A 23,398-nucleotide genomic window follows, 5' to 3' on the forward strand; every position below is an offset into this window, starting at 1 on the left:
TGTGGATTCAGGTTTTAAATTAAGAGATGAATTGTTTGATTATTTGATAATAATTTTTAAAAAGAGATTAAAATTCGAAGTAATCTATGAGAGAATCTTTTATATTTTAATGTCATTATCAGTTTTGTATTTGATTCCTGCGTGTATTGTATTATTTGCTTTGAACAGGGTTTATGTAAATTTATCCGATTCATTATCTATGTTTTTAGCATCAAATTGTGGCCTTAGTATTGGTTTTCTAGTAAGTAGTAGTATTTTTATGTTTGTATTTAAAAAATATGGAGTAATAAGAGAACGTTGAGAATATTTTCTGAGAGAATTAGAGATATATCATGAAAAATCAAAATCATTACCTGACGATAATTTTTATGATAATAGATTTAAAAATCCTCATCATGAAATGCAATTTCTATTAAATGAAAAAGTGAGATTAAAAACAGTATGATATTCTGTTAAATACAATATAAATGCATCTGTTTATCCATGAATGCACCTTAGATTAAGTTTTCTAAAGAAATCAAAAACAAGAAAAATGGATGTTTATTTAGCAATGTTATTATGTGGTGATGGTATGTGAAAACTTAGTAATATTGAATTAAAACCTGAAATGTTCCATTATGAGTATAGGAGATCTGTGCTTGGCGAGAAAATTAAACTGCCAAAACGAAAATTTACATTAGCAAATAACTACAAACAAGATTATGATTTTTAGTTTAATTTTATATCTAAAAAACGTTAAAAATAAATTGTGTAAAACTTTATTTTTAACTAAATATTCATACAATAATTATTAACCTGAAAATTACTTTTTTAACACACACATAGTATTAAAAGTCAAAAAGACCGATTCAACTCATAAAAGTTAATAGGTCTTTTTTATTTTATAAATAAAAAAGTATAATTGAACTTATGAAAAGTTGAAAACAATTATTAGACTTCAAAACGTCAGAAATGCGTATTGCTGAGAAAGCTTTAAAGAAAATTAATCAGCTTGAAAGCATAGTTTCTAAGTTTACAGATGAAGAACTTAAATCTAAAACAGAATACTTTAAAAAGCTATTAGAAAAAGGTTATTCATTAGAAGACATTCGTAATGATGCTTTTGCAGTAGCTAGAGAAGCGACAAAGAGGGTTTTAGGCAAAAGACCTTATGACGTTCAAATATTAGGTGGATTACTTTTAGATTTAGGTTCAGTAGCTGAAATGAAAACTGGTGAAGGTAAAACAATTACATCTATTGCTCCAGTTTACTTGAATGCTCTTTTAGAAAAAGGTGCGATTGTATCTACAGTTAACGAATACTTAACTGAACGTGATGCAACTGAAATGGGTGCTGTGTTTAATTTCTTAGGACTTACTGTCGGGATTAATAAAGCACAAATGAATGAGGATGATAAAAGAAAAGCTTATGCAGCTGATATTACTTATTCAGTTCACTCTGAACTTGGGTTCGATTACTTAAGAGATAATATGGTCTCAAATAAGAATAACAAAGTTCAAAGAGGACTTCAGTTCTGTTTAATCGATGAGGTTGACTCAATCTTAATCGATGAAGCTAAAACACCTCTTATCATTTCAGGTGGAGAAAAAGATGATACAGCAGCTTACTTTGCTGCCGACCAATTCGTTAGAACTCTTGGCCCTGAAGATTACATAATTGATGAAGAGTCGAAAGCTGTAGCACTAACACACTCAGGGATTGCTAAAGCTAATGAGTTTTACAAAACTGATGGACTTTATAAAATTGAAAACTCTGAAAATGTTCACTTAATCCAAAACGCATTAAGAGCACATAAAATTATGCGTATTGATGTTGAGTACATTGTCCGTGAAGGAAAAATCGAATTAGTTGATGCATTCACTGGTCGTATAATGGATGGACGTAGCTATTCAGAAGGGCTTCAACAAGCTATCCAAGCCAAAGAAATGGTTGAAGTTGAACCTGAAACAAAAACTTTAGCAACCATTACTTATCAAAACTTTTTCAGAATGTTCAAAAAGCTTTGTGGAATGACCGGTACAGGAAAAACTGAAGAGCAAGAATTCATTGATATCTACAATATGAGAGTTAATGTTGTTCCTACAAATAAACCAATTGTTCGAGTAGATGAACCTGATTCAATTTTTGCAACTGCTAAAGCAAAATGAAATGCAGTTGCTGACAAAATTGAAGAACTTTACAAAAAAGGTCAGCCAGTTTTAGTTGGTACTGCTCAAATTGAAGATTCAGAAATTATTCATAGACTTTTAACACATAGAGCAATTCCTCATAGAGTTTTAAATGCTAAACAAAATGCATCTGAAGCTGAAATTATTTCACATGCTGGTGAAGTTAAATCAGTTACTATAGCCACAAATATGGCTGGTCGTGGAACTGACATTAAGCCTACACCTGAAGCTTTAGAACTTGGTGGATTATACGTTTTAGGAACAGATAAAGCTGAATCAAGAAGAATCGATAACCAGCTAAGAGGGCGTTCAGGACGTCAAGGAGATGTTGGTACAAGTAAATTCTTTATTTCTATTGATGATCAATTAATGCAACGTTTTGCAAACTATGAAAGTTTTAGAGAAGCTTACTCAAAAGATGGCGACAAAGAAGTTACTAATAAACAACTTAGATTTGCTTTTAATCACGCTCAAAAGAAAATTGAAGGTTTCAACTATGACTCACGTAAATCAGTTTTAAATTATGACGACGTTATTAGACAACAACGTGACTTAATTTATGCACAACGTGATTTAATCTTATACAGCAGTGACATAGTGTTTATCGTTCAAAGAATGATAGCATCTGCTGCTAGAACGATTGTTAGAAGTGGTGAATATAGATTGCATAATAATGTTTATCATTATGAAGCTCTTGTAGAATTTTTAAATGAAAACATTGGTAAATTCATTAAATTCCACTTTGATATTAATGACATTTCAAAAGTTCACGAAACAGATTTACCAGAATATATTGCTAACATTATTCTTTCAATTTATCAAGATTGAGAAAAGAATGCAATAGAAAACACTTCAGAAGAAGAGTTAATAAGACACTTAAGAGCACTTATTTTAGGTACATTAGATGAAAAATGACAAAGTCATATCAACTTAATGGACAAATTACGTTCAAACGTTAACTTAGCTCAATATTCACAAAAGAACCCTTACCAAATTTATACAGAGGAAGGGACAAAAGCTTTCTACAAAATGATTGATGATATTGCTTATGGAGTACTTTTAAAAGTCTTCTCAGACAGAATTGGAATGAAGACATTATTCACAAAACAAATGAAAGCTGACCCAATATTCCAACAAATTCTTTCATCATTCAGAATTGATCCATACAAATCAATTGAAGAGCAAGAAAGAGTTGTTGTTGAAACTTACGAGTTAATTAAGAAAAGAATGGAAGATCTAGAGCAACAAAAGAAAGCTGAGCAAGAAAAATTAGCTCAAGCAGCTAGTGAACCAATTGAAGTTCCGGTTGAAAATCAACTACAAAATCAAGAAGTAGTTAGATTAGATGAAAAACCAAAAAAAGTTAGAAAACAAAGTAATAAAACTAATAAAAATATTGCTATAAATCTTGATAATAAACTTTATAATTGTAGTAATATTGCTTATATTAAAGATAATGAACATAAAATTAGTCGTTCAGTAGCTCTTGCACCAAAAAGAAGACAACCACAAAGACCAAGGCTAAATATCAATGTTTATGTAAAACATAAATAAAAATTGTTCAAAATCATAAATTTATTAAATCTAAATAGTTTGAAAATAAAAGGAGATCCTTATGGCACAAGTAGAATTAGAAGTTAAATTAGATGGAAATTGTAAAGTATGTAAATCACCAAGAATTCAATGTGTTTGTTTATCATGTCCTTGTTTAGGAGAAAAATACCACGTTGAACAAATGTCAATTGTTAAAGAAGTTAAAAACGAAGAAGTATTAGTAGAAGAAACTGTAGTTGAAGAAGAACAACCAGTAGAAGAAAAAGAAACAGTTGTATATTCAGAAGTAAAAGAAGAACCTAAAGAAGAATACGTTTACGTTGAATCAGACTTAACACGTGAAGAAAATATTATAGAACCTGTTGGTGGACACAGATGTGGTGGACACTGCTTAGCAAACAGAAACGCTAATATGGTTAAAAGAGAAGCAGAAGTTGTTTACAGCTCATCAGCATTAGCTAAAGAAGAATGTGGATTTGAAGAAGAAAAACAAACATGCTGCGTAGGTGAATGTAACTGTGATCAAGAAAAACAAACATGCTGCGTAGGTGAATGTAACTGTGAACAAGTTGAAGAAAGAGTAGAAGAAGCAGTTAGAGTATCTACAGAACAAGTAGTTGAAGAAGTTATTGTTAAAAACTACTACACATTACATCCAGTTGCAAACAAATTCAGAGAATACAGTGAAGAAGTTATTACAGAATTCAAAAAATAATTTATCTTTCACATAGCAAATTTGCTATGTGATTTTTATTTTTATGGTATTATTTTTAGGAGCCGACATCGAAGTGAAAACTTAGATGTGTACTGCCTTCAATTTGAAGGTTTTTTTATTCAAAATAATATAAAATATATAAATCATTAATTTATATATTGTTAATTTTAAAAAAGGAGCTAAATATGATTGAAGTTCAAAATTTAAGCAAGATTTTTAGTGATAAAAAATTATTTGAAAACGTAAACTTAAAATTCACAGAAGGTAACACTTATGGAATTATCGGTGCTAATGGTGCTGGTAAGTCAACATTTTTAAAAATAGTTGCAGGTGACATTGAACCATCAGGTGGAAATATTGTTATCGAGAAAAACAAACGTATTTCTGTCTTAAGCCAGGATCATAATGCATATGATGATTACAATGTTACTGAAGTTGTAATTATGGGTAACACTGATTTATACAAAATCAAAGAAGAAAAAGATGCAATTTACATGGACCCTGATGCAACTGATAAGGATTATGAAAGAGCAGCCGATTTAGAAGAAAAATATGGTATGTTAGGTGGATGAACAGCAGAAAATGATGCGCAAGAACTTTTAAGTAACTTACATATACCTAAAGAAAAATGAGAAGCTCCAATGAGAGAGCTTACAGCTAATCAAAAAATCAAGGTTCTTTTAGCTAAAGCATTATTTGGAAATCCTGATATTTTAATTATGGATGAGCCAACTAACCACTTAGACCTTAGAAGTATTAGATGACTTGAAAACTTCTTGATTGACTACCCTAACGTTGTTATTGTAGTTAGCCACGACAGTGACTTCTTAGATGCTATCTGTACACATATTGTTGACATTGATTACAATGAAGCAAAAATTTACACAGGTAACTATTCATTCTGAAAACAAAGTTCAGAGTTAGCTAGAGAAATGATGAAGCAATCAAATCTTAAAAAAGAAGCACAAATCGAAAAACTTAAAGAATTCATCGCACGTTTCAGTGCTAATGCATCTAAATCAAGACAAGCTACATCACGTAAGAAAGCTCTTGAAAAAATTTCACTTGATGAAATTAAACCTTCAAATAGAAAATATCCATTCGTTCGTTGAGAAATGAACCGTGATCACGGTAAACAAATTTTAAATGTTGAAGGTTTAACATACAAAAATGATAAAGGTGAAACTTTATTTGAAAACGTATCATTCTCACTGAAACCAGGTGAAAAAATGGTTATTGTTGGAGAAGATGACATTGCTAAAACAAAATTATTAGAATGTTTACTTGGAATTAACAAACCAACTTCAGGAACAGTTGAATGAGGACAAACAATTACACCTTCATACTTCCCTAATGAAAATAGTAAATACTTTGATACAGACGAAAACATTCTTGAATGAATTTCTAAGTGACCACTTGAAAATAAAGAAAAAGAAAACAGAGAAAATGATGATGCTAGAATGCGTGGGTTCTTAGGTCGTATGTTATTTAGTAATGATTCAGTATTCAAAAAAGTTAAAGTAACTAGTGGGGGAGAAAAAGCTAGATTAATGTTCTCAAGAATGATGCTTCTTGAATCTAACTTTATCATCTTAGACCAACCATTAGATCACTTAGATGCTGAAAGTATTGACTCAGTTATTGAAGGTGTTAAAAACTTCAAGGGTGGAGCAATTTTCACAACATATAACAGAGCATTTGTTAACCAATGTGCTGATGTTATTTTAGAACTTCAATCACCTACAAAGAGCTTCTTATTCAGAGGTTCTCTTGAAGAATATGAAGAAATTATGCAAGATAACTAATTATGAATAGATTTTTTGTAACAGAGAAAAACAACGACTCTTTTGTTTTATCAAAAGAGACATTAAAACATCTTCAAGTTATCAGAATAGACACAAAACCTTTTATTTGTGTTTATAATGAAGAATTTTATGAATGTGTATTAGATAATAATGCTGCGAAAATAATTAAAAAAATAGAACAAAATCATGAACATAAATACGAAGTTGTTCTTGCAATGGCTGTAATTAAGTTAGATCGTTTTGAATGAGCGCTACAAAAAGCTACAGAACTTGGAGTTACAAAAATAATTCCACTAAAAACTCAATACACAAATCACGACTTGCTTAAATTTAATAAATTTAGCTCAAAATATGAAAGATTTAAAACTATTTTGCAAAATGCAGCTGAGCAATCATTTAGAAATAAAATTCCAGTTTTAACTGAATTAATGACATTAAAACAAGTGTTAAATCTGCCAATTCAAAATAAATATATAGCGCATGAAAAAATTGATATTTCATCAAACTTACCACAACCAATTGATAGTGATGTTATTTTATTAGTTGGACCTGAAGGTGGTTTTTCAGATGAAGAAATCAATTTAGCTGCAAAAAATAATGTAAAAGCTGTTTCATTAGGTTCAAGAATTTTAAGAGCAGAAACAGCAGCAATTTTCATGTTATCACAAATGAAAATTGATTAATAAAATTAATTAAGAAAATATATAAAATACCTAGAATATAGGTCTAAAAAACATAATAAACCATATGTAAAAAAATGAGTATAAAAAAACTTATGTGGTATAATAAATAAGCAATTTATAAATTTATAAACCGAGATAAATTTTTTATTATTAACGTATATAGGAGGATAGCGTGAGACAAACAACAATAGTTAATACTCAACAAGCTAACAAAAAATGATATGTTATTGATGCTGAAGGACAAGTATTAGGGCGTTTAGCTGCTCAAGTTGCATCAATTTTAAGAGGGAAAAACAAACCTACATTTACACCTAACGCAGATATGGGTGACTTTGTTATCATCGTAAATGCAGAAAAAGTAGTTTTAACAGCTAAAAAAGAAGAAAACAAAATTTACTACTCACACTCAGGATACCCAGGTGGATTAAAAAGCATTACAGCAGCAAAATTAAGAGTTAAAAGACCTACAGCTTTAATTGAAAAAGCAGTAAGTGGAATGATTCCTCACACAAAATTAGGAAACAAACAACGTCGTAGTTTATTTGTGTATGCTGGACCAAACCACAAACACGAAGCTCAACAACCAGAAAGATTAGAGGTTAAATAATTATGGCTAAAGAAACAGTTATGTACCGTGGATTAGGAAGAAGAAAATCTTCAGTTGCTCGTGTTAGATTAACACCAGGTAAAGGTAAATTTGTTATTAACAACCGTGAAGCTAGAGAATACTTAACATCTGACATTTACTTAAAAGATGCTAACCAACCTTTTGTTTTAACAGATACATTTGGAACATTTGATGTTAGTGTAAACGTAAGTGGTGGTGGTCTTAGTGGTCAAGCAGGTGCTATTAGATTAGGTATTGCACGTGCTTTATTAGAAGCTAACCCTGAATATCGTTCAGCTTTAAAAGTAGCTGGAATGCTTACAAGAGATGCTCGTGCTAAAGAACGTAAAAAACCAGGTTTACGTGCAGCACGTCGTGCAAGACAATTCTCAAAACGTTAATAAAATTAATAATATTTTGTACTTCTGTTTTTATAGTTTTATGCTATAATAGAAGTACATTTATGCGAGCGTAGCTCAGCTGGTTAGAGCACACGACTGATAATCGTGAGGTCGATGGTTCAAGTCCATTCGTTCGCACCATTTCATAAAGATGACCTTATTTTACCAACTAGAAATAGTTGGTTTTTTCTTGTTCTTTTTTTATAAATTAAAGAAATTGATTTTTTTACTTATATGACTAGCTCACTACTATAAAAGTAAAAAAAGGAATAAAAAAAGAACCTTTTAAGGTTCCTCGGTCAATTTCTTGAAATGGTACGTCCTAGAGGATTCGAACCTCTGACCCAATGGTTAAAAGCCATTTGCTCTACCTGCTGAGCTAAGGACGCACATTTTTTGGTGCCCAGGACTGGACTTGAACCAGCACGGTATTGCTACCGAGGGATTTTAAGTCCCTTGTGTCTACCATTCCACCACCTGGGCATTTCTTTTTGCTTGAATATTATAACACAGAAAAAATAAAACAAAGTATTTTTTTAATATTTTTATTTAAATAATAAAACAACAAAAGGGGTAAAATATAAATGAGGAAAAATGAATAAAGATCAAACAGTTATTTTTGGTATGCATAATTCAGAAAAATTAGCAAAAAAGATTTCTGAACTTGTTAATATACCACTTTCAAAAGCGACAAGAACAGTTTATTCTGATGGTGAAGCCATGTGAGTAGCTGAAGAAACTGTTAGAAACAAAGATGTTTACATCATTGCTTCAACGTCAAAACCTGTAAATGATAATTTAATAGAATTATTGTTATTTATTGACTCACTTAAAAGAGCAAGTGCAGGTTCGATTAATGTATGCTTAAGCTACTATGGATATGCTCGTCAAGATAGAAAAGCATCAGGAAGACAACCAATTGGAGCTAAATTAGTTGCTAATTTACTTCAAGTAGCAGGTGCTACTAGAATGATTTGTGTTGACTTACATAACCCTTCGATTCAAGGGTTCTTTGATATTCCTGTTGATGATTTAAGAGCACAATATCCACTTGCATTAGCATTGAGAAAACTTAATACATCATTCACAGTTGTATCTCCAGACCACGGTGGAACTGTAAGAGCTAGAAAACTTGCTGAATTAATAGCAAACACAATTAAAATTACAATTATAGACAAGAGAAGAAATGCTGATAACCAAACTGAAGTAATGGGTATTATTGGTGATATCAAAGGTCAAAACGCAGTTATTGTGGACGATATTATTGATACAGGTGGAACAATTAAAAAAGCGGCACAAACATTAAAAGATAATGGGGCTAATAAAATTATTGTTGTTGCAACACATGGTGTGTTTTCAAAAGGGTTTGATATTTTTGAAAATGACCCTAACATTGAAAAAGTTATTGTTACAGACAGTATTGATAACAATGAATTACTAGAAAAATACTCAAAATTACAAATTGTTTCATTAGGTGAATTTATAGGAAAAGTGATTAATGCATCTCTAAATGGTGGAAGCATTACAAATGTATACGCAGAAATAAAGGAACAAATAAATAATTACAATGATGAGAAGTAAAGAACTTGTTAGAGAATTATGCATTAAAAATAACTGAGATTTTAGCTTATTTGAAGCTTATGTTAATCTAATTGAAGAGAAAAACAAAGTTATGAATTTAACTGGTTTTTCAGATGAAAGACTTTGAAATGAAGGTATTTACGAATCTTTAGTATTTATGGTTGAAATCACTAAAGACTTACAAGGTGGAACTATTTTAGACATTGGAGCTGGAGCAGGTTTCCCATCAATTCCATATGTGTTAACAAAGCCTAAAAACAAAGTAGTTATATATGAACCACTTTTAAAAAGAGTTAACTTCTTAAATGAAGTTATTGAGAAGTTAAATTTATCAGATTATGTAACTGTTTACAAATATAGAGCTGAAGATGTAAAGGAAACTAATCAATTTGATATTGTTACAGCAAGAGCTGTAGCAACTGTAAAAGCTTTAAGTATGGCTGCTTTACACTTAGTTAAAGTTAATGGTTCATTATCTTTATTAAAAGGTAAAAAAGCTAACGAAGAACTTAATGATGCAAAGAGCGTTTTAAAAGATGTTAAAGTTCAATATTTGGTAAAACCTTTTATTGATGAGAATATTGATAGAGAAAATTACATTGTCTCAATTAAGAAATTAGAAAATACACCAAAAAGATTTCCTTATTTATGAAAAGATATTAAGAAGGTTAATTAATTTATTCAGGGATAGCATTAGGCTATCTTTTTTATTTTAATTTTATTTTTCATGTTGTTAAGAGAGTTTTATGTTTCGATAAAAAATGCATATGATCGAAATCATATGCATGGTTTTTAATTATTCAATAGCATCTTTCTTGTTTTTGAAGTTCATTTTAATAGGACAACCTCTAAAATCAAATGTTTGACGCAATTGATTTTCAAGGAATCTTTGATATGAGAAGTGTAAGTATTTTTTATTGTTAACAAAGAAAGTGAATGTAGGAATTTTTGCTTTTTCTTGTCTTGCAAAGTAGATATTTAATCTACCACCATTGAATGGAATAGCAGGTTGAATAATTTGAGTTTCTAAGATCAAGTTTGATAATAATGATGGTTTGATTTGACGCTCTAAGTTTGTTCTAACTAAGTTAATTGTGTCATAAAGTTTGTTTAATCTTTGATTGTATTTAGCTGAAATAAATACAAATGGAACTCATGGAACAAAGTGGAATTTGTTTCTAAGTCTTTTTTCATATTCAGCCATTGTGTTTGTTTCTTTTTCGATTAAGTCTCACTTGTTAATTACAATGATAACTGGTTTTTCATTATCTAATGCATAACCGATAATTCTTGAATCAAAGTGTGAAACTTCTTCTTGTGAAGCGTCAATAACGATAAGTGATAAATCAGCTTCTGAAAGTGAGTTCATAGCACGCATAAGTGCATAGTGATCAACTGATTCAACTAATTTTGACTTCTTAGTTATACCAGCAGTATCAATAACATTGTATGTTTTTCCATCAATATCAATTAATGATGTAACTGAATCACGGGTTGTACCGGCAATATCTGAAACAATTGAACGCTCCTCTTTAGCTAAATTGTTTAGAAGCGAAGATTTACCTGCGTTAGGTTTTCCAATAATAGCTAAATTAAATGCATCGATTTCTTCAGGGTCAGAATAATCTAAAACTTCAATACATTTAGTTAAAACATCCCCGATCCCTTCTCCGTGAAGAGCTGAAATTGGATAAATGTGATCAACTCCTAAACTATATCAAGAGTAATCAAATTGTTGTGTGTCTTCAAGTTTGTTAGCTACAGCAATGATTGGCTTTTTAGATCTACGTAAAATGTTCATAATGAATAAGTCATCATTTGTAATTTCACTAGTTCCATCAAATAAGAAGATGATTGCATCAGCTTCTTCAATAGCGATTTTAGCTTGTATTTGAATTTGTTCTTGGAATGGTCTGTTTTCAATTTCAATTCCACCAGTGTCAATGATTTTAATTTCGTGACCAGTTCAAACAATACGTTCGTAAAGTCTGTCACGTGTAACACCAGGTTCATCGTGCACAATAGAAACTTTTCTTCCTACAAGCTTATTAAAAAAAGTACTTTTCCCTACATTTGGTTTCCCTACAATTGCAACTGTATTACGCATTTTGTTCCTTCTTTGCTTTTAATTTTTGGTTAACAATATCAATAATTTTGTTTTCAACTTCTTCAGTTGTTAGTTCAGTACAATCAATATAAATAGCATCTTCTGTTTTATGTAATGGATCAACTTCTCTATGGATATCTTGTTGATCACGTAATTCAACTTCTTTTAAAACCTCTTGGTAGTTTGTGTTGTAACCTAACATTTTGTTTTGTTCATATCTTCTTTGCGCTCTGACTTCTGGTGTAGCTCATAAGAAAATTTTAACTTCAGCGTGAGGTAGAATTCTGAAAGTTGTATCTCTTCCATCAATGATGTAACCCTTGTGTCTTAAAGTCATATGTTGAATAAATTTAACAACAAATGCTCTAACTTCAGGAATTTTAGCCACAGTAGGAGTAACTTTTGAAATATAGTCAGCTCTAATTTTGAGTGAGATATCATTTCCATCTAATAAAGTTATATCGTTAGGCAATAACTCAATGTTGATTGTTTCAAGAGATTTAATTACACCTGCTGTATCAGTCGTTAAAATATTGTGTTCAAGAGCATTTAATGTGATTGCTCTATAAACTGAACCACTGTTAATAAAAGTGTAATCTAATCTTTGAGCAAGATTTTTAGAAACAGTTGATTTACCAACGCCGTTTGGACCATCAATAGCTATATTAACTTTTCTCATATTTCCCTCTTTAAAGTTTTATTTTATTTTTATTGATTTTTGTACTTTTTGTATCTTCCTGTTTATTGTTCTCTGGATAAAGAGAATTTAGGACATATTTTAATTCAGGTAGATTATTATCGAAAATTACATAATCATCCGTGAAGTCAATTGAATTGATTTCAAGGTTTAATTCAAGCTTATTTAATTGCTCTTTGATTTTTAAGATTTGTTCATGAGGTTTATACAAATCTGATTTAGGTATTGTTTTAGTGTTTGAAATGGTGTTGATGTATTTTGGGATGAAAACAGAAGTGTTTGAAAATGTTTTATATAACCATTCGTATTCTTTTTTCAATTCAACATCATCATTTATTGCGAGAATTTTCATTCTTTTAAATAATTTAGTTTCTCTATCAACGCTCATTTTTACGTACCTCTTTAAATTCCTTTTTATTTTAGCATAATAAATTAATTATATTAATTTATTACAAAAAAAGAGCATTTAAGCTCTTTATGCAAACTTTTTAAGTACTATTTCCTCAAATAATTTTTCATCAATTTTGTTAATAACTGACACTTCTTTTTGTGCTGATTTAAGCACAAAAAGGATATATTCTTTGTTATTGCTAAAATGTGAAGCTAACAATGTATCTTCTGTAAAAGTCACTTCATTTTGATCATATACTTTATTAACATATGGTGATTGTGAAATAAAGAAAATTGATTGATCTACAATTTTGCTTAAAAACATTTTTGTTCCAAATTTCTTGAAAAACAACATATTACCAACTTGATCCTTGAATGTTACAGGTATGTTTCTTGAATATTTGTTTGCTCTTGTGAATGAACCAAGAATGTTAATGTCATATTTTTCGATATCAAATTCATCAAATTCTTTCTTAGAAATTTTAATTCTTGATTTTTGAACAAATATAATCACAATAATCATAAATGAAATTAAAACTGCAAGCATAACACAAGATAAATAGAATACTATTGATGAAACTGAAATTGCACTGAATGAAAGTGTGACTGTTTCAGCTGTTTTTGTCTTTTCATTAACTTGTGAACCAATTAATTTAATTACTTCTGTAGCATTTAAAACAAATAAAATTAAGCTAATTACAAAGAAGCCAAATCCAGCTAATGCTGAATAAATTGATTTCATTTGCATATCTTTGTATGCAAATCTACCCTTAATTAATTTAAGGTAATTGATTAATCTATATGCACAGTAATAAATGATTAAAGTAAATATTACTTGCATAGCTACCATTACTAAACTACTCATAAAATTATTTTACTATATTTAAATACCTATACTCAATATAAAGCACAAATATATTTTTATTTTTACGACTTGCACACTATGGTTTTAGTTTTATTTAGCTGATGTAATATTTTGATTTATAAAGTAAAATATAGATATGGGATTTTTTAAAAATTTAGTAAATAAGGTTTTCAATAGAAAACCTAAAGATGTTGAACAAGTTCAAGAAGAATTAGACAAAAAAGAGCATAAGAAAATAATCACAAGTGAGAAATTTAAGAAATATGAACAAGGTTTAAATTCTTCTGCATCATTTGGAAAAAAACTTTTAGAGCTACAAAATAGACACGTAAAACTTGATGAAGACTTTTTTGATGAGTTTGAAGAGTTATTGATTATGTCTGATATTAATGCTTCATTAGTTGATGTTATGGTAGAAAGAATTAAGCAAGAAATTAGATTAAACAATATCGACGATCCAAAAATGATTGGAGAAATTGTTGCTGATCAAATGTTTACAATTTACACAAACAACTCAGTTGTTAATACAAACCTAAACTATGAAGTTGGCAGATTAAATGTTTTTGTTTTTGTTGGTGTTAATGGATCAGGTAAAACAACTTCTATTGCTAAAATAGCAAACAAATATGTTAAAGAAGGCAAAAAAGTTTTAATTGCTGCTGCTGATACTTTCAGGGCCGGTGCTGTTGATCAATTAGGCATTTGAGCACAAAGAATTGGCGCAGAAATTGTTAAACCTGCTCACGAAGGAGCTGATCCTTCTAGTGTTGTTTATCAAGCAGTTTCTAAAGCTAAAGAAGAAAATTATGATTTATTAATCATCGACACTGCCGGTAGATTGCAAAATAAAGTTAACCTTATGAAAGAGCTTGAAAAAATGATTGGTGTTATTAGAAAATTTGAACCTTCAGCTCCACATGAATCATTATTAGTTCTTGATGCAACCACAGGTCAAAATGGATTATCTCAAGCAAGAAACTTCAAAGAAATTGCTAACTTAACTGGTATTATTCTTACTAAAATGGATGGAACATCAAAAGGTGGAATTGTTTTATCAATTAAAGATGAATATGATCTTGATGTTAAATATGTTGGTTTAGGTGAAAAACTAGATGACTTACAAGAATTTGATCTTGAATTATTTATTTATCAAATGACAAAAGCATTAATTGATAATGAACAATAAGTCATTAGAAAACGTAATTAAATACACAGAGTTATTTGATAAATATGGTAATTTATTAACTCAAAATCAACAACAAGTTTTTAAGTTATATTATGAACAAGATTTATCATATGCAGAAGTTGCTGAAGTGATGGCCACAAGTAGACAAGCTGCAACTGATGCAGTTAATAAAGCAATTCATAATTTGCTTAAAATTGAGGAAAAAATGAACAAAATGTAGATGCTTTTGCATCTTTTTTTGTACAAAAAACACATCCAAGTACCATTAAATTGGATGTGCTAATAGGATATTATATGTATATTTTATGATTGATTCAAGTGACGACTCTCGAACCAAATTATTTAATTGAAAAATAAAATTTAATAAAGGAGTAATCTATGGAATTACCAAAGAATATTAATATCTACTAATTAATAAAAGATAGTTAATATTTTGAAAATTTAAAATTTATATATGACGAACTGTGTGTTTAAATTTACAAAATTACTCAAATAAATATGATTAAAATTTCTTTATTTTAAAGAAGTGTAAATACAAAATTTACTCTATAAAATAAAAAATTAAAACAACTAAATACAATATATAACAAAAATATAGTGAATATCTTTATTGATAATAATAAACTTGTATAAAAAACCTAATAATTTTAATGATATTAATAAATGTCTGTCTATTTTGCGAATGAATAAATTAAATTTTAAAATAATAGAATATTTTTTGATATATAAAAGAATTTCCCTTTTGTTGCGACAATATACTTGTCGCACTTATATCATATTCCTTTTTAGTAAAGAAAATTATGAGCATAAAAATATTTTTTTAAAATAATTTTTGACTTTTAGAATAGTGTGTAAGTGATAAAAGTTTCTCCTTATTTTTAAGGTTCAAAAAATTTTATATATTCCATTCATGTAATTTTAGGATTTTGTAATTTTTGTTGAAAATTAGTTGCAATAAAGTTTTAAATCTAATCCTAAATTTTGGTGAACAAAAAGCACATCCAGTTCATTTTTGGATGTGCATTTTTGACATTATAAATCGATATTTTTTACGTATTTTGCATTCTTTTGAATAAATTCTCTTCTCGGTTCAACTCTTTCGCCCATTAAGGTTTCAAAAATTGAATCTGATTTGTAAATATCTTCAATTTGCACTTGAAGCATTTTTCTACGTTCAGGATCCATAGTTGTTTCTCATAGTTGTTCAGGATCCATTTCTCCAAGCCCTTTGTAACGTTGAATTGTAATTTTTTGACTAGGGTTTAATGTTGCGATTATTTCATCTTTTTGATTATCGTTGAAAGCGTATTCAACAAATTTATTTTGTTGAATTTTGTATAAAGGAGGTTGAGCTATGTAAATAAATCCATACTCAATTAAAGGTCTAAAGTATCTGTAGAAGAATGTTAATAATAAAGTTCTAATGTGAGCACCATCGACGTCGGCGTCAGTCATAATAACAATCTTGTGGTATCTTAATTTGTTGATGTTAAATGTTTCTCCTCAACCTGTACCAATAGCTGTCATTAATGATGAAATTTCTTCTGAAGAAAGAACTTTTTCTTGACGAGATTTTTCAACGTTAATAATTTTCCCTCTTAATGGTAAGATAGCTTGAGTTTTTCTATCTCTACCCATTTTAGCCGAACCACCAGCTGAGTTCCCTTCGACAATATATAATTCAGAAATTTCAGGATTTTTAGATGTACAGTCAGCTAATTTACCTGGTAATCCACCTGATTCGAAAACATTTTTTCTTCTTGCATTTTCTCTAGCTGCATTAGAAGCTAAACGTCCTTTTTTAGCCATAGATGCAATTTCAATAATTTTCTTAGCATCAGCAGGGTTTTCGTTTAAGAATCTTTCTAAAATTGGACTAAACACTCTGTTAACAGCTTGACGAGCATCTTTTGAACCTAATTTCCCCTTTGTTTGTCCTTCAAATTCTGGATCAGGGTGTTTGATTGAGATAACTGCTGTAACACCTTCGATTAAATCGTCACGAGTAAATTTGTCACTTTCAGATTTAATAACACCTTTTTCAATTGCATAGTTATTAATTAAACGCATTAAAGCATCATAGAAACCAGAAACGTGAGAACCACCTTCATGTGTTGAAATGTTGTTTGTATATGAAATAATGTTTCCACGATATAAATCAGATAAGTATTGCATACCGACTTCAACACCAATAACAACATCCTCATCTTTATTATTTTTAACAGCAAATTCTCCATCTGCATAAATAACAGGTGTAACTGGTTTGTAACCGTCGCTTAATTCATGTACGTAGTCAATAATTCCATTTTCATATAAGAATTCATAGTGTGTGTTATCTCTGTAGTCAGATACTGAAACATATAAACCTTTGTTAAGGTGTGCAATTTGTTTCGCGTGGTCTAAAATAATTTCTTTATCAAATGGTAATTCTTCCATAACTGAATAGTCAGGATGGAATTGAATTTTTGTTCCTGTTTCATTTGGGTTAGTAAGTTTTTCAATAACTTCTGTTGACTTAATAGTTTTTCCACCATTAGCAAACTCTGCATAGTATAAGTTTCCGTTTCTTTTAACTCAAGCTTTAAATGAGTCTGATAAAGCATTAACAACACTGGCCCCAACCCCGTGAAGTCCACCAGAAACTTTATATGCATTAGATTCGAATTTACCACCAGCATTAAGTTTTGTTAAAACAACCTCAAGTGCACTAATTCCAAATCTTGCGTGGGTATCAACAGGAATTCCACGACCATTATCTTCAACAATAATTGAGTTATCTTGTGTAATGATAATATCAATTCTATTGGCAAAACCAGCCATAGCTTCATCGACAGAGTTATCTACAATCTCTCAAATTAAGTGGTGTAAACCTGATTTAGATGTTGACCCAATGTACATACCAGGTCTTTTTCTAACGTGTTCTAATCCTTCTAAAAACTGAATATTACTTGCATCATAATTATGCTCTTTTTTAACTTCAGACATCTATACCTCCATGTGTGAATGTAAATTTTAATAAATATTACATATTTATTAAAATATTATATAGATTTTTCAGAAAAATAGATTGTTATATTTGTGCAAGTTCATTTTTACTTTTAAAGCTTGTACAATATGATAAAAGTAAAAAAATGTCTATTTTTACTAACTGATATATGCATATCTAATATGCATAATTTAAGCTAATCAAACTAGATAAAAAAATCAAGCTTTCGCTTGATCAAATTATCAGTTCTTTCTAGGGTTCTTATAAAATACATCTTCGATTGGGTCAACTCAGAAACCTAATCTATTTTCTTTTGCATAATTTTGAGAATTCTTAATTGTGTGATACATTGTTTGTTCTTCTTCAGTTTCTGCGTAGAATTTTGTATCTGAAGGGTCTAATGTAATGTAAGCAACTCTAGCTAAACCTGCTCTAATAAGCTGGTTTCCAAACTCTAAATCAGGATTTTTTCTTTCATCTGGATATAAGAGTACAACTCATCTTCCATAATCATCTTCTTTTAACTTATTAAAGTAGAAGAAGAAACCATGTGATTGAACTTGTTCTACGTAGTATTTTTTAGAAATATGAGCTCAATAATTTTCTTTTGAAGCTAATTCATCTGAATTTGAACCTTTATCTGTTTCGGGAGTATCGATTCCTCTAGATCTTAATCCTAGACTTTTACCATTACGACGATTAGTTGATTGAGTTCCTGGTTGAATACCACTAACTAAATTCATATATACACCATATAATGTGTCGCCATCAACAATTCCCGACATGTCGACAACAGCATAGTTTTGTGGCAATGATTTTTTAATTGTTGTGCTAAAACCTAAACTTGTTTGTAAATTTAATGATGATAAGTAATCCATCTCTTGCTGACTAGCAAAAGCTAAAAATAATTTACTTTTATAATCTTCTAAATTTACATCAATTTTATTAAGCGATTCAATTAAGTTTTGCTCATTTGCATAAGTTTGTCTTAAAAATCTTGATGTTTCAGTTAAATTGTTATACGTTTTTGAACCTAAAAATCATTGATGTCTAATTTCAGCAGTCATTTCATTAGCACTATCAAAAACTTTTACAACATTTCCTGCTTGAGTTAATAAATCTTGATTAGTACTGTTTGATTTTATTTTATTTTTGTAGCCGTCAACTAATTCAACCAAATTATTGTCAGTTGAATAATTAGTTTTAACTGTTTCTAGTTTCTGGATAAGTTCACCATTTGCATTATTAATAGGATTCGATAGTTCTTTTGGAACATCGTTTTTATTACCACACGAAATAGATAATGTAGTAGCGACTGGTAAAATCGCAAATGAACTGAATAAAGATAATTTTTTAAATTTCATCTTGTCTCTTTTCTATTTGTATATAAATATAATTTTATTCCTATTTAGAAATAATGTGTATAAAAAAAGCATCAAGATGATGCTAAGCTTTATCATTTGATCCGAACTCTAATATTTTTTGTTTAATTACCCTACACATAGCTTCATAACCAGGTTTGTAAAGTTTTCTAGGATCATAATTTTTATCTTCAAGATCTTTGTTGCTAATGATAAATTCTCTAATTGCAGCGTGGTTTGCTAATTGTAAATCGGTGTTGATGTTAATTTTTGTAACACCTAAACTGATTGCTTTTTGGATTTGGTCAAGTGGAACTTCGCTACCACCGTGAAGAACAATTCCTAAACCTGTTTCACTTGATAATTTTTCAAGAACTTCAAAATTAAGACCTTGTCAGTTTTTTGGATATTTACCGTGGATGTTTCCGATTCCTGCTGCTAGAACTGTGATTTTTTCAGCAGCTAATTGTTTAGCTTCTTCAATATCTGCAATTTCACCGTTTCCGATAACACCATCTTCTTCACCACCGATTGAACCAATCTCAGCTTCAACAGTCATATTTTTACTTTGAGCTAAGTAAACAAGTTTTTGAGTTAATTCTTTATTTTCAGCAAATGGGAGGTGTGAACCATCGAACATAATTGAAGTAAAACCATCTGACTCAATAGCTTTAACACAAGCATCAAATGAACCGTGATCTAAATGAAGAGCTACAGGAATTGAAATTTTTAAGTCCTTAATAAGACCTGAAACTAAACCTGTTACAGTTTCATATCCACCTATATATTTAAGTGCTCCTTCTGAAACTCCTAAAATAACAGGTGAATTCATTTCTTGACATGTTGTAAGAATTGCTTTTGTTCATTCTAAGTTATTAATATTAAAATGAGGAATTGCGTATTTACCTTTTTTAGCTCTCTTGAGCATATCTTTTGCGTTAACTAATGACATAAAAACCTACTTATTAGATATTTCTTAATTCTCAGTTTCCGTTTGCAAGTCTGTTGAATCTTTTATCAACTGTTAATAAACGGTATAACTCACCAATTTTTCTTTCTCTAACTTTTTCATATGGTGTGTTCATTGTAACGAATCTGTCTTCTCAGTCATATCTTAACTCGTCTTCAACAGTGTCAAAGATTTCCATAAATGCAAATTCGTCTGTTGGACGTGATGATACTAATTCGTATGCGATTTCTAACATTGTTTTGTACATAATAAATTCTCCTTTAATTACATTGATAAAGGTGCAGAAACACCAATTAAGTTAAGTCCAAGAGCTAAAATCGCTTGAACTGATTTGATAAGGTGAGCATATGTTGCTTCATCTTCGTGACCTAATAATTTAGTTTCAGCATAAAAACTGTTAAATGATTTAGCTAAATTAATTAAGTATTGTGTTAATAAGTTGACTTTTGAAGTTGACACAATTGTTTTAATTAATTCAGAGAATGAGTCTAATTCAATAATAAGTTTTTTAGCTTTGTTTGTAAAGTTAATTTGATCATTAACCTCTTCTTGTTTTAATCTATTTAATAATGATACAGCTCTTGAGTGAGCATATTGAACTATAAATACAGGGTTATTAACATCAGTTGAGTTAGCTGCATCAATATCAAAATCAAATTTATTATTGATTTCTCTAGTGAGCATCATAAATCTAACTGCATCAGCTGAAGAGTAATCTAAAAGATCTTGCAAAGTAACTGCTGTACCAGCTCTTTTAGACATTTTAAATTCTTCTCCATCTTTGATTAATCTTACTAATTGAATAGTTAATATATCTAAATTGTCTGGATTGTAACCTAAACATTGCATCGCAATTTTCATTCTTTGAATGTATCCTGAATGGTCTGCTCCTCAGATATTAATAAGTTTAGGTGACTTTTGGAACTTAAGTTCGTGATAAGCAATATCAGGTAAGAAATAAGTGTAATTTCCATCAGCTTTGATAAGCACACGGTCTTTATCATCGCCGAATTCTTTGGTTTTTAAGAATAATGCACCATCTTCTTTGTATGTGTATTTGCTTATTTTTTTAAGAACTGGTTCAATTAAGCCATCTTCTTTAATTGCTTTTTCGGAAGCAAATGTATCAAATGAAACATTTAATCTACCAAGATCTTCTCTGATTTTATCAAGCATAATATCTTTAGCTACAGTTGATAATTCACTTAATTTAACTTCATCAGCATTTAAGAAATAATCACCATATTTTTCTTTAATTTTTGTAGCACATCAAACTATATCTTGACCTCTGTAGCAATCTTCAGGTAACTGTGCATCAATACCAAATAAGTTTTGATATCTTACATAAACCGAATTTGTAAGTACATTAATTTGATTACCTGCATCATTTACATAATATTCGGCTTCAACATCGTAACCAGCATGTCTTAAAATTCTAATTAAAGAATCTCCATAAGCAGCGCCTCTAGCATGACCAACATGTAAAAATCCTGTTGGGTTAGCCGAAACAAATTCAACATTAACATGTTGCTTATTAATAAAGTCGGCTCCGTATTTTGTTGGATTTAAGTTAACGTTTTGTATTGTTGATAAAAATAATTGATTGCTTAAAACAATATTGATAAATCCAGGCGCAGCAATGTCTATTTTTTGGCAGATATTAGAATTTGACATTTTAGCAACCAATTTATTTGCTACTTCAATTGGATTTTTAATAGCACAATGATTTTTTAAAATAAATGCAATATTTGTACTAAAGTCATAAACAACTTGATCGATGTTAATATTATCAGGAACATTAGGTTGAGTGATATTAAAAACTAAATCTTTCACATTAAGATCCTTATTAACAAAATCTTCATTTTGCAACTCTATAACTGCGCCAATGATGTTTTGTTTTAACTGTTCTTTTAGCGTCATAATCCTCCTTATTTATAGATATATTTTATATATCTATTATATTAAAAAATATTTTTTATATAGCTAGGAAACAACTAGTTTTATGTACCTTATACATAGTTATAAAAGTTAATTTTGCTTATATAAAATGGTAATTAAATATTATTTTTTATTATAATAACAATATGTTAAAAATATATGTATGTGGACCCACAGTTTACAATGATGTTCATATAGGAAATATGAGACCGATTGTAACCATGGACTTAATTTTAAAAGCTGCAAAGCAACTAGGGATTGAATATAAATTTGTTCATAATATTACTGATATTGATGACAAGATTATCAAAAAAGCCCAAGAGCAAGGTGTTGCAGAAAATCAAGTATCGGAAAAGTATGGTAATTTATATTTAGATTTACTTAAACAATTCAATGTTGACACTATAACAGACATTGAATATGTAACCGAAAATATTGATTTAATTGATAACTTTATTCAAAGATTAATCAAATCGAATAATGCATATTTAGATAATGAAGGTAATGTTTGATTTGATGTCATAAAAAACCAAAATGACTATGGTATTGTTTCAAATCAAAAAATTGAAAACATGAAATTTGAAGATAGTGAACTTTCTTCAAATAAAAAATCACCTGCTGATTTTGCTTTATGAAAAAACACAACTGAGGGTGTTAAATACAATGTTTCTTTTGGTGAAGGTAGACCAGGATGGCACACAGAATGTGTTGCCTTAATTGAAAAACATTTTGGAGATTCTGGTTTAGATATTCACGGAGGAGGGATGGACTTAACATTCCCACACCATGAAAATGAAAATATTCAATTCTATGCTTTAAATCAAAAACAGCTTTCAAATAAATGATTAAGAACAGGTCAAATTAATTTAAATGGAATTAAGATGTCTAAGTCATTACAAAACGTAATTTTAGCTTCCGACTTTCTTAAAAATTATTCAGCTGACTATTTTAAAATGATTTTATTATTAAACTCATTTACAGGCTTGATCAATATTGATGAGAATTTAATTAATAATGTTGAAGTGATTTTCAAGAAAATTAGCAAAATTTACTTCTTAAATGCACTATTAAACAAACAAAACAATTCACAAATTAAAAATGAATTGGCTACAGAAGCATTCACATATATTTTTGAGCAGAGATTTTCTGACTTTAATAAACTTATTAATGATCTAATTAAAAATATTAATAAAGACAAAAACACCTTGGACATAGCTACATTAGTATATATTTTTGATAAGTTAGGTTTTGAATTTAATAAATTCGATTATAAAAAATATGTTGCAATTTATCAAAAATGACAAGATTTTTTAGCTCAAAAAGATTATCAAAATGCTGACAAATTAAGAAACGAATTGATTGAAAATAATTTAATATAGGGTA

Annotated in this window: 21 protein-coding genes and 3 tRNA genes; 13 read left to right on the forward strand and 11 right to left on the reverse strand. The window is 29.4% G+C overall.

Annotated features, from left to right (window positions below):
- The first annotated feature begins 259 nt into the window (after window positions 1–259).
- The 8 genes from NPA13_RS00725 to NPA13_RS00760 all read left to right on the forward strand — a co-directional run bounded on the left by NPA13_RS00725 (window position 260) and on the right by NPA13_RS00760 (window position 8,075).
- Window positions 260–712 (forward strand): hypothetical protein, encoded by a 453-nt coding sequence (locus NPA13_RS00725; protein WP_257089370.1) that lies wholly within the window; start codon window positions 260–262, stop codon window positions 710–712.
- Window positions 713–909: 197 nt separating this feature from the next.
- Complete coding sequence (gene secA / locus NPA13_RS00730) at window positions 910–3,723, forward strand: preprotein translocase subunit SecA (RefSeq protein ID WP_257089381.1); 2,814 nt, start codon at window positions 910–912, stop codon at window positions 3,721–3,723.
- Window positions 3,724–3,784: 61 nt separating this feature from the next.
- A complete protein-coding gene (locus NPA13_RS00735) occupies window positions 3,785–4,438 on the forward strand; it encodes a hypothetical protein (RefSeq protein ID WP_257089383.1) in 654 nt (217 codons plus the stop codon).
- Between the two features lie 185 nt (window positions 4,439–4,623).
- On the forward strand, window positions 4,624–6,243 hold the full coding sequence (locus NPA13_RS00740; protein ID WP_257089385.1) for an ABC-F family ATP-binding cassette domain-containing protein: 1,620 nt from the start codon (window positions 4,624–4,626) through the stop codon (window positions 6,241–6,243).
- A 2-nt stretch (window positions 6,244–6,245) separates the two neighbouring features.
- Window positions 6,246–6,926, forward strand: a complete 681-nt coding sequence (locus tag NPA13_RS00745; RefSeq protein WP_257089387.1) for a 16S rRNA (uracil(1498)-N(3))-methyltransferase — start codon at window positions 6,246–6,248, stop codon at window positions 6,924–6,926.
- A 172-nt stretch (window positions 6,927–7,098) separates the two neighbouring features.
- Entirely contained in the window at window positions 7,099–7,533 is a 435-nt protein-coding gene (rplM, locus tag NPA13_RS00750) for a 50S ribosomal protein L13 (RefSeq protein ID WP_257089389.1), read from the forward strand.
- 2 nt (window positions 7,534–7,535) lie between these two features.
- The gene (rpsI, locus tag NPA13_RS00755) at window positions 7,536–7,934 is read left to right on the forward strand and encodes a 30S ribosomal protein S9 (protein WP_257089391.1); all 399 of its coding nucleotides are present in this window, start codon (window positions 7,536–7,538) and stop codon (window positions 7,932–7,934) included.
- Between the two features lie 64 nt (window positions 7,935–7,998).
- Window positions 7,999–8,075: transfer RNA gene (locus tag NPA13_RS00760), tRNA-Ile, on the forward strand.
- Between the two features lie 172 nt (window positions 8,076–8,247).
- Here NPA13_RS00760 and NPA13_RS00765 read toward each other — a convergent pair.
- Window positions 8,248–8,323 (reverse strand) — tRNA-Lys (locus tag NPA13_RS00765).
- A gap of 8 nt (window positions 8,324–8,331) precedes the next feature.
- Window positions 8,332–8,417 (reverse strand) — tRNA-Leu (locus NPA13_RS00770).
- Between the two features lie 111 nt (window positions 8,418–8,528).
- Between NPA13_RS00770 and NPA13_RS00775 the strand changes: the two genes are divergently transcribed.
- On the forward strand, window positions 8,529–9,515 hold the full coding sequence (locus NPA13_RS00775) for a ribose-phosphate pyrophosphokinase (RefSeq protein ID WP_257089393.1): 987 nt from the start codon (window positions 8,529–8,531) through the stop codon (window positions 9,513–9,515).
- The gene (gene rsmG, locus NPA13_RS00780) at window positions 9,505–10,191 is read left to right on the forward strand and encodes a 16S rRNA (guanine(527)-N(7))-methyltransferase RsmG (RefSeq protein ID WP_257089395.1); all 687 of its coding nucleotides are present in this window, start codon (window positions 9,505–9,507) and stop codon (window positions 10,189–10,191) included. Before NPA13_RS00775 ends, rsmG begins: the two co-directional genes overlap by 11 nt.
- A 120-nt stretch (window positions 10,192–10,311) precedes the next feature.
- On the opposite strand, the gene der is transcribed toward rsmG, so the two are convergent.
- From der to NPA13_RS00800, 4 genes are all read right to left on the reverse strand, one after another.
- Window positions 10,312–11,622: a ribosome biogenesis GTPase Der gene (gene der / locus NPA13_RS00785; RefSeq protein ID WP_257089397.1), complete on the reverse strand. Its 1,311-nt coding sequence runs from the start codon at window positions 11,620–11,622 to the stop codon at window positions 10,312–10,314.
- Window positions 11,615–12,301: a (d)CMP kinase gene (cmk, locus tag NPA13_RS00790; protein ID WP_257089399.1), complete on the reverse strand. Its 687-nt coding sequence runs from the start codon at window positions 12,299–12,301 to the stop codon at window positions 11,615–11,617. Before cmk ends, der begins: the two co-directional genes overlap by 8 nt.
- A 10-nt stretch (window positions 12,302–12,311) precedes the next feature.
- Window positions 12,312–12,707 (reverse strand): hypothetical protein, encoded by a 396-nt coding sequence (locus NPA13_RS00795; RefSeq protein ID WP_257089401.1) that lies wholly within the window; start codon window positions 12,705–12,707, stop codon window positions 12,312–12,314.
- An 87-nt stretch (window positions 12,708–12,794) separates the two neighbouring features.
- A complete protein-coding gene (locus tag NPA13_RS00800) occupies window positions 12,795–13,574 on the reverse strand; it encodes a hypothetical protein (RefSeq protein WP_257089402.1) in 780 nt (259 codons plus the stop codon).
- A gap of 136 nt (window positions 13,575–13,710) precedes the next feature.
- Here NPA13_RS00800 and ftsY point away from each other — a divergent pair, with 136 nt between their 5' ends.
- Complete coding sequence (gene ftsY, locus NPA13_RS00805) at window positions 13,711–14,760, forward strand: signal recognition particle-docking protein FtsY (RefSeq protein WP_257089413.1); 1,050 nt, start codon at window positions 13,711–13,713, stop codon at window positions 14,758–14,760.
- Window positions 14,750–14,980 carry a sigma factor-like helix-turn-helix DNA-binding protein gene (locus NPA13_RS00810; protein WP_257089415.1) on the forward strand — a complete coding sequence of 77 codons (231 nt, stop codon included), beginning with the start codon at window positions 14,750–14,752 and terminating at the stop codon, window positions 14,978–14,980. Before ftsY ends, NPA13_RS00810 begins: the two co-directional genes overlap by 11 nt.
- 812 nt (window positions 14,981–15,792) lie before the next feature.
- Here NPA13_RS00810 and NPA13_RS00815 read toward each other — a convergent pair.
- The 5 genes from NPA13_RS00815 to argS form a co-directional block, all read right to left on the reverse strand.
- The gene (locus tag NPA13_RS00815; RefSeq protein WP_257089417.1) at window positions 15,793–17,745 is read right to left on the reverse strand and encodes a DNA topoisomerase subunit B; all 1,953 of its coding nucleotides are present in this window, start codon (window positions 17,743–17,745) and stop codon (window positions 15,793–15,795) included.
- A 240-nt stretch (window positions 17,746–17,985) separates the two neighbouring features.
- Complete coding sequence (locus tag NPA13_RS00820) at window positions 17,986–19,110, reverse strand: thermonuclease family protein (protein ID WP_257089419.1); 1,125 nt, start codon at window positions 19,108–19,110, stop codon at window positions 17,986–17,988.
- An 82-nt stretch (window positions 19,111–19,192) separates the two neighbouring features.
- Window positions 19,193–20,059 carry a class II fructose-1,6-bisphosphate aldolase gene (gene fba, locus NPA13_RS00825; protein ID WP_257089421.1) on the reverse strand — a complete coding sequence of 289 codons (867 nt, stop codon included), beginning with the start codon at window positions 20,057–20,059 and terminating at the stop codon, window positions 19,193–19,195.
- Between the two features lie 13 nt (window positions 20,060–20,072).
- Window positions 20,073–20,324, reverse strand: coding sequence for a DNA-directed RNA polymerase subunit delta (gene rpoE / locus NPA13_RS00830; protein WP_257089423.1), 252 nt, complete (start codon window positions 20,322–20,324; stop codon window positions 20,073–20,075).
- A gap of 17 nt (window positions 20,325–20,341) precedes the next feature.
- Complete coding sequence (gene argS, locus NPA13_RS00835; protein WP_257089425.1) at window positions 20,342–21,997, reverse strand: arginine--tRNA ligase; 1,656 nt, start codon at window positions 21,995–21,997, stop codon at window positions 20,342–20,344.
- A 164-nt stretch (window positions 21,998–22,161) separates the two neighbouring features.
- Here argS and NPA13_RS00840 point away from each other — a divergent pair, with 164 nt between their 5' ends.
- Window positions 22,162–23,394: a class I tRNA ligase family protein gene (locus NPA13_RS00840; RefSeq protein WP_257089427.1), complete on the forward strand. Its 1,233-nt coding sequence runs from the start codon at window positions 22,162–22,164 to the stop codon at window positions 23,392–23,394.
- Window positions 23,395–23,398: the final 4 nt, after the last annotated feature.

Source organism: Mycoplasma sp. 2045, from assembly GCF_024582715.1.
GTDB lineage: Bacteria > Bacillota_I > Bacilli_A > Mycoplasmatales > Metamycoplasmataceae > Mycoplasmopsis.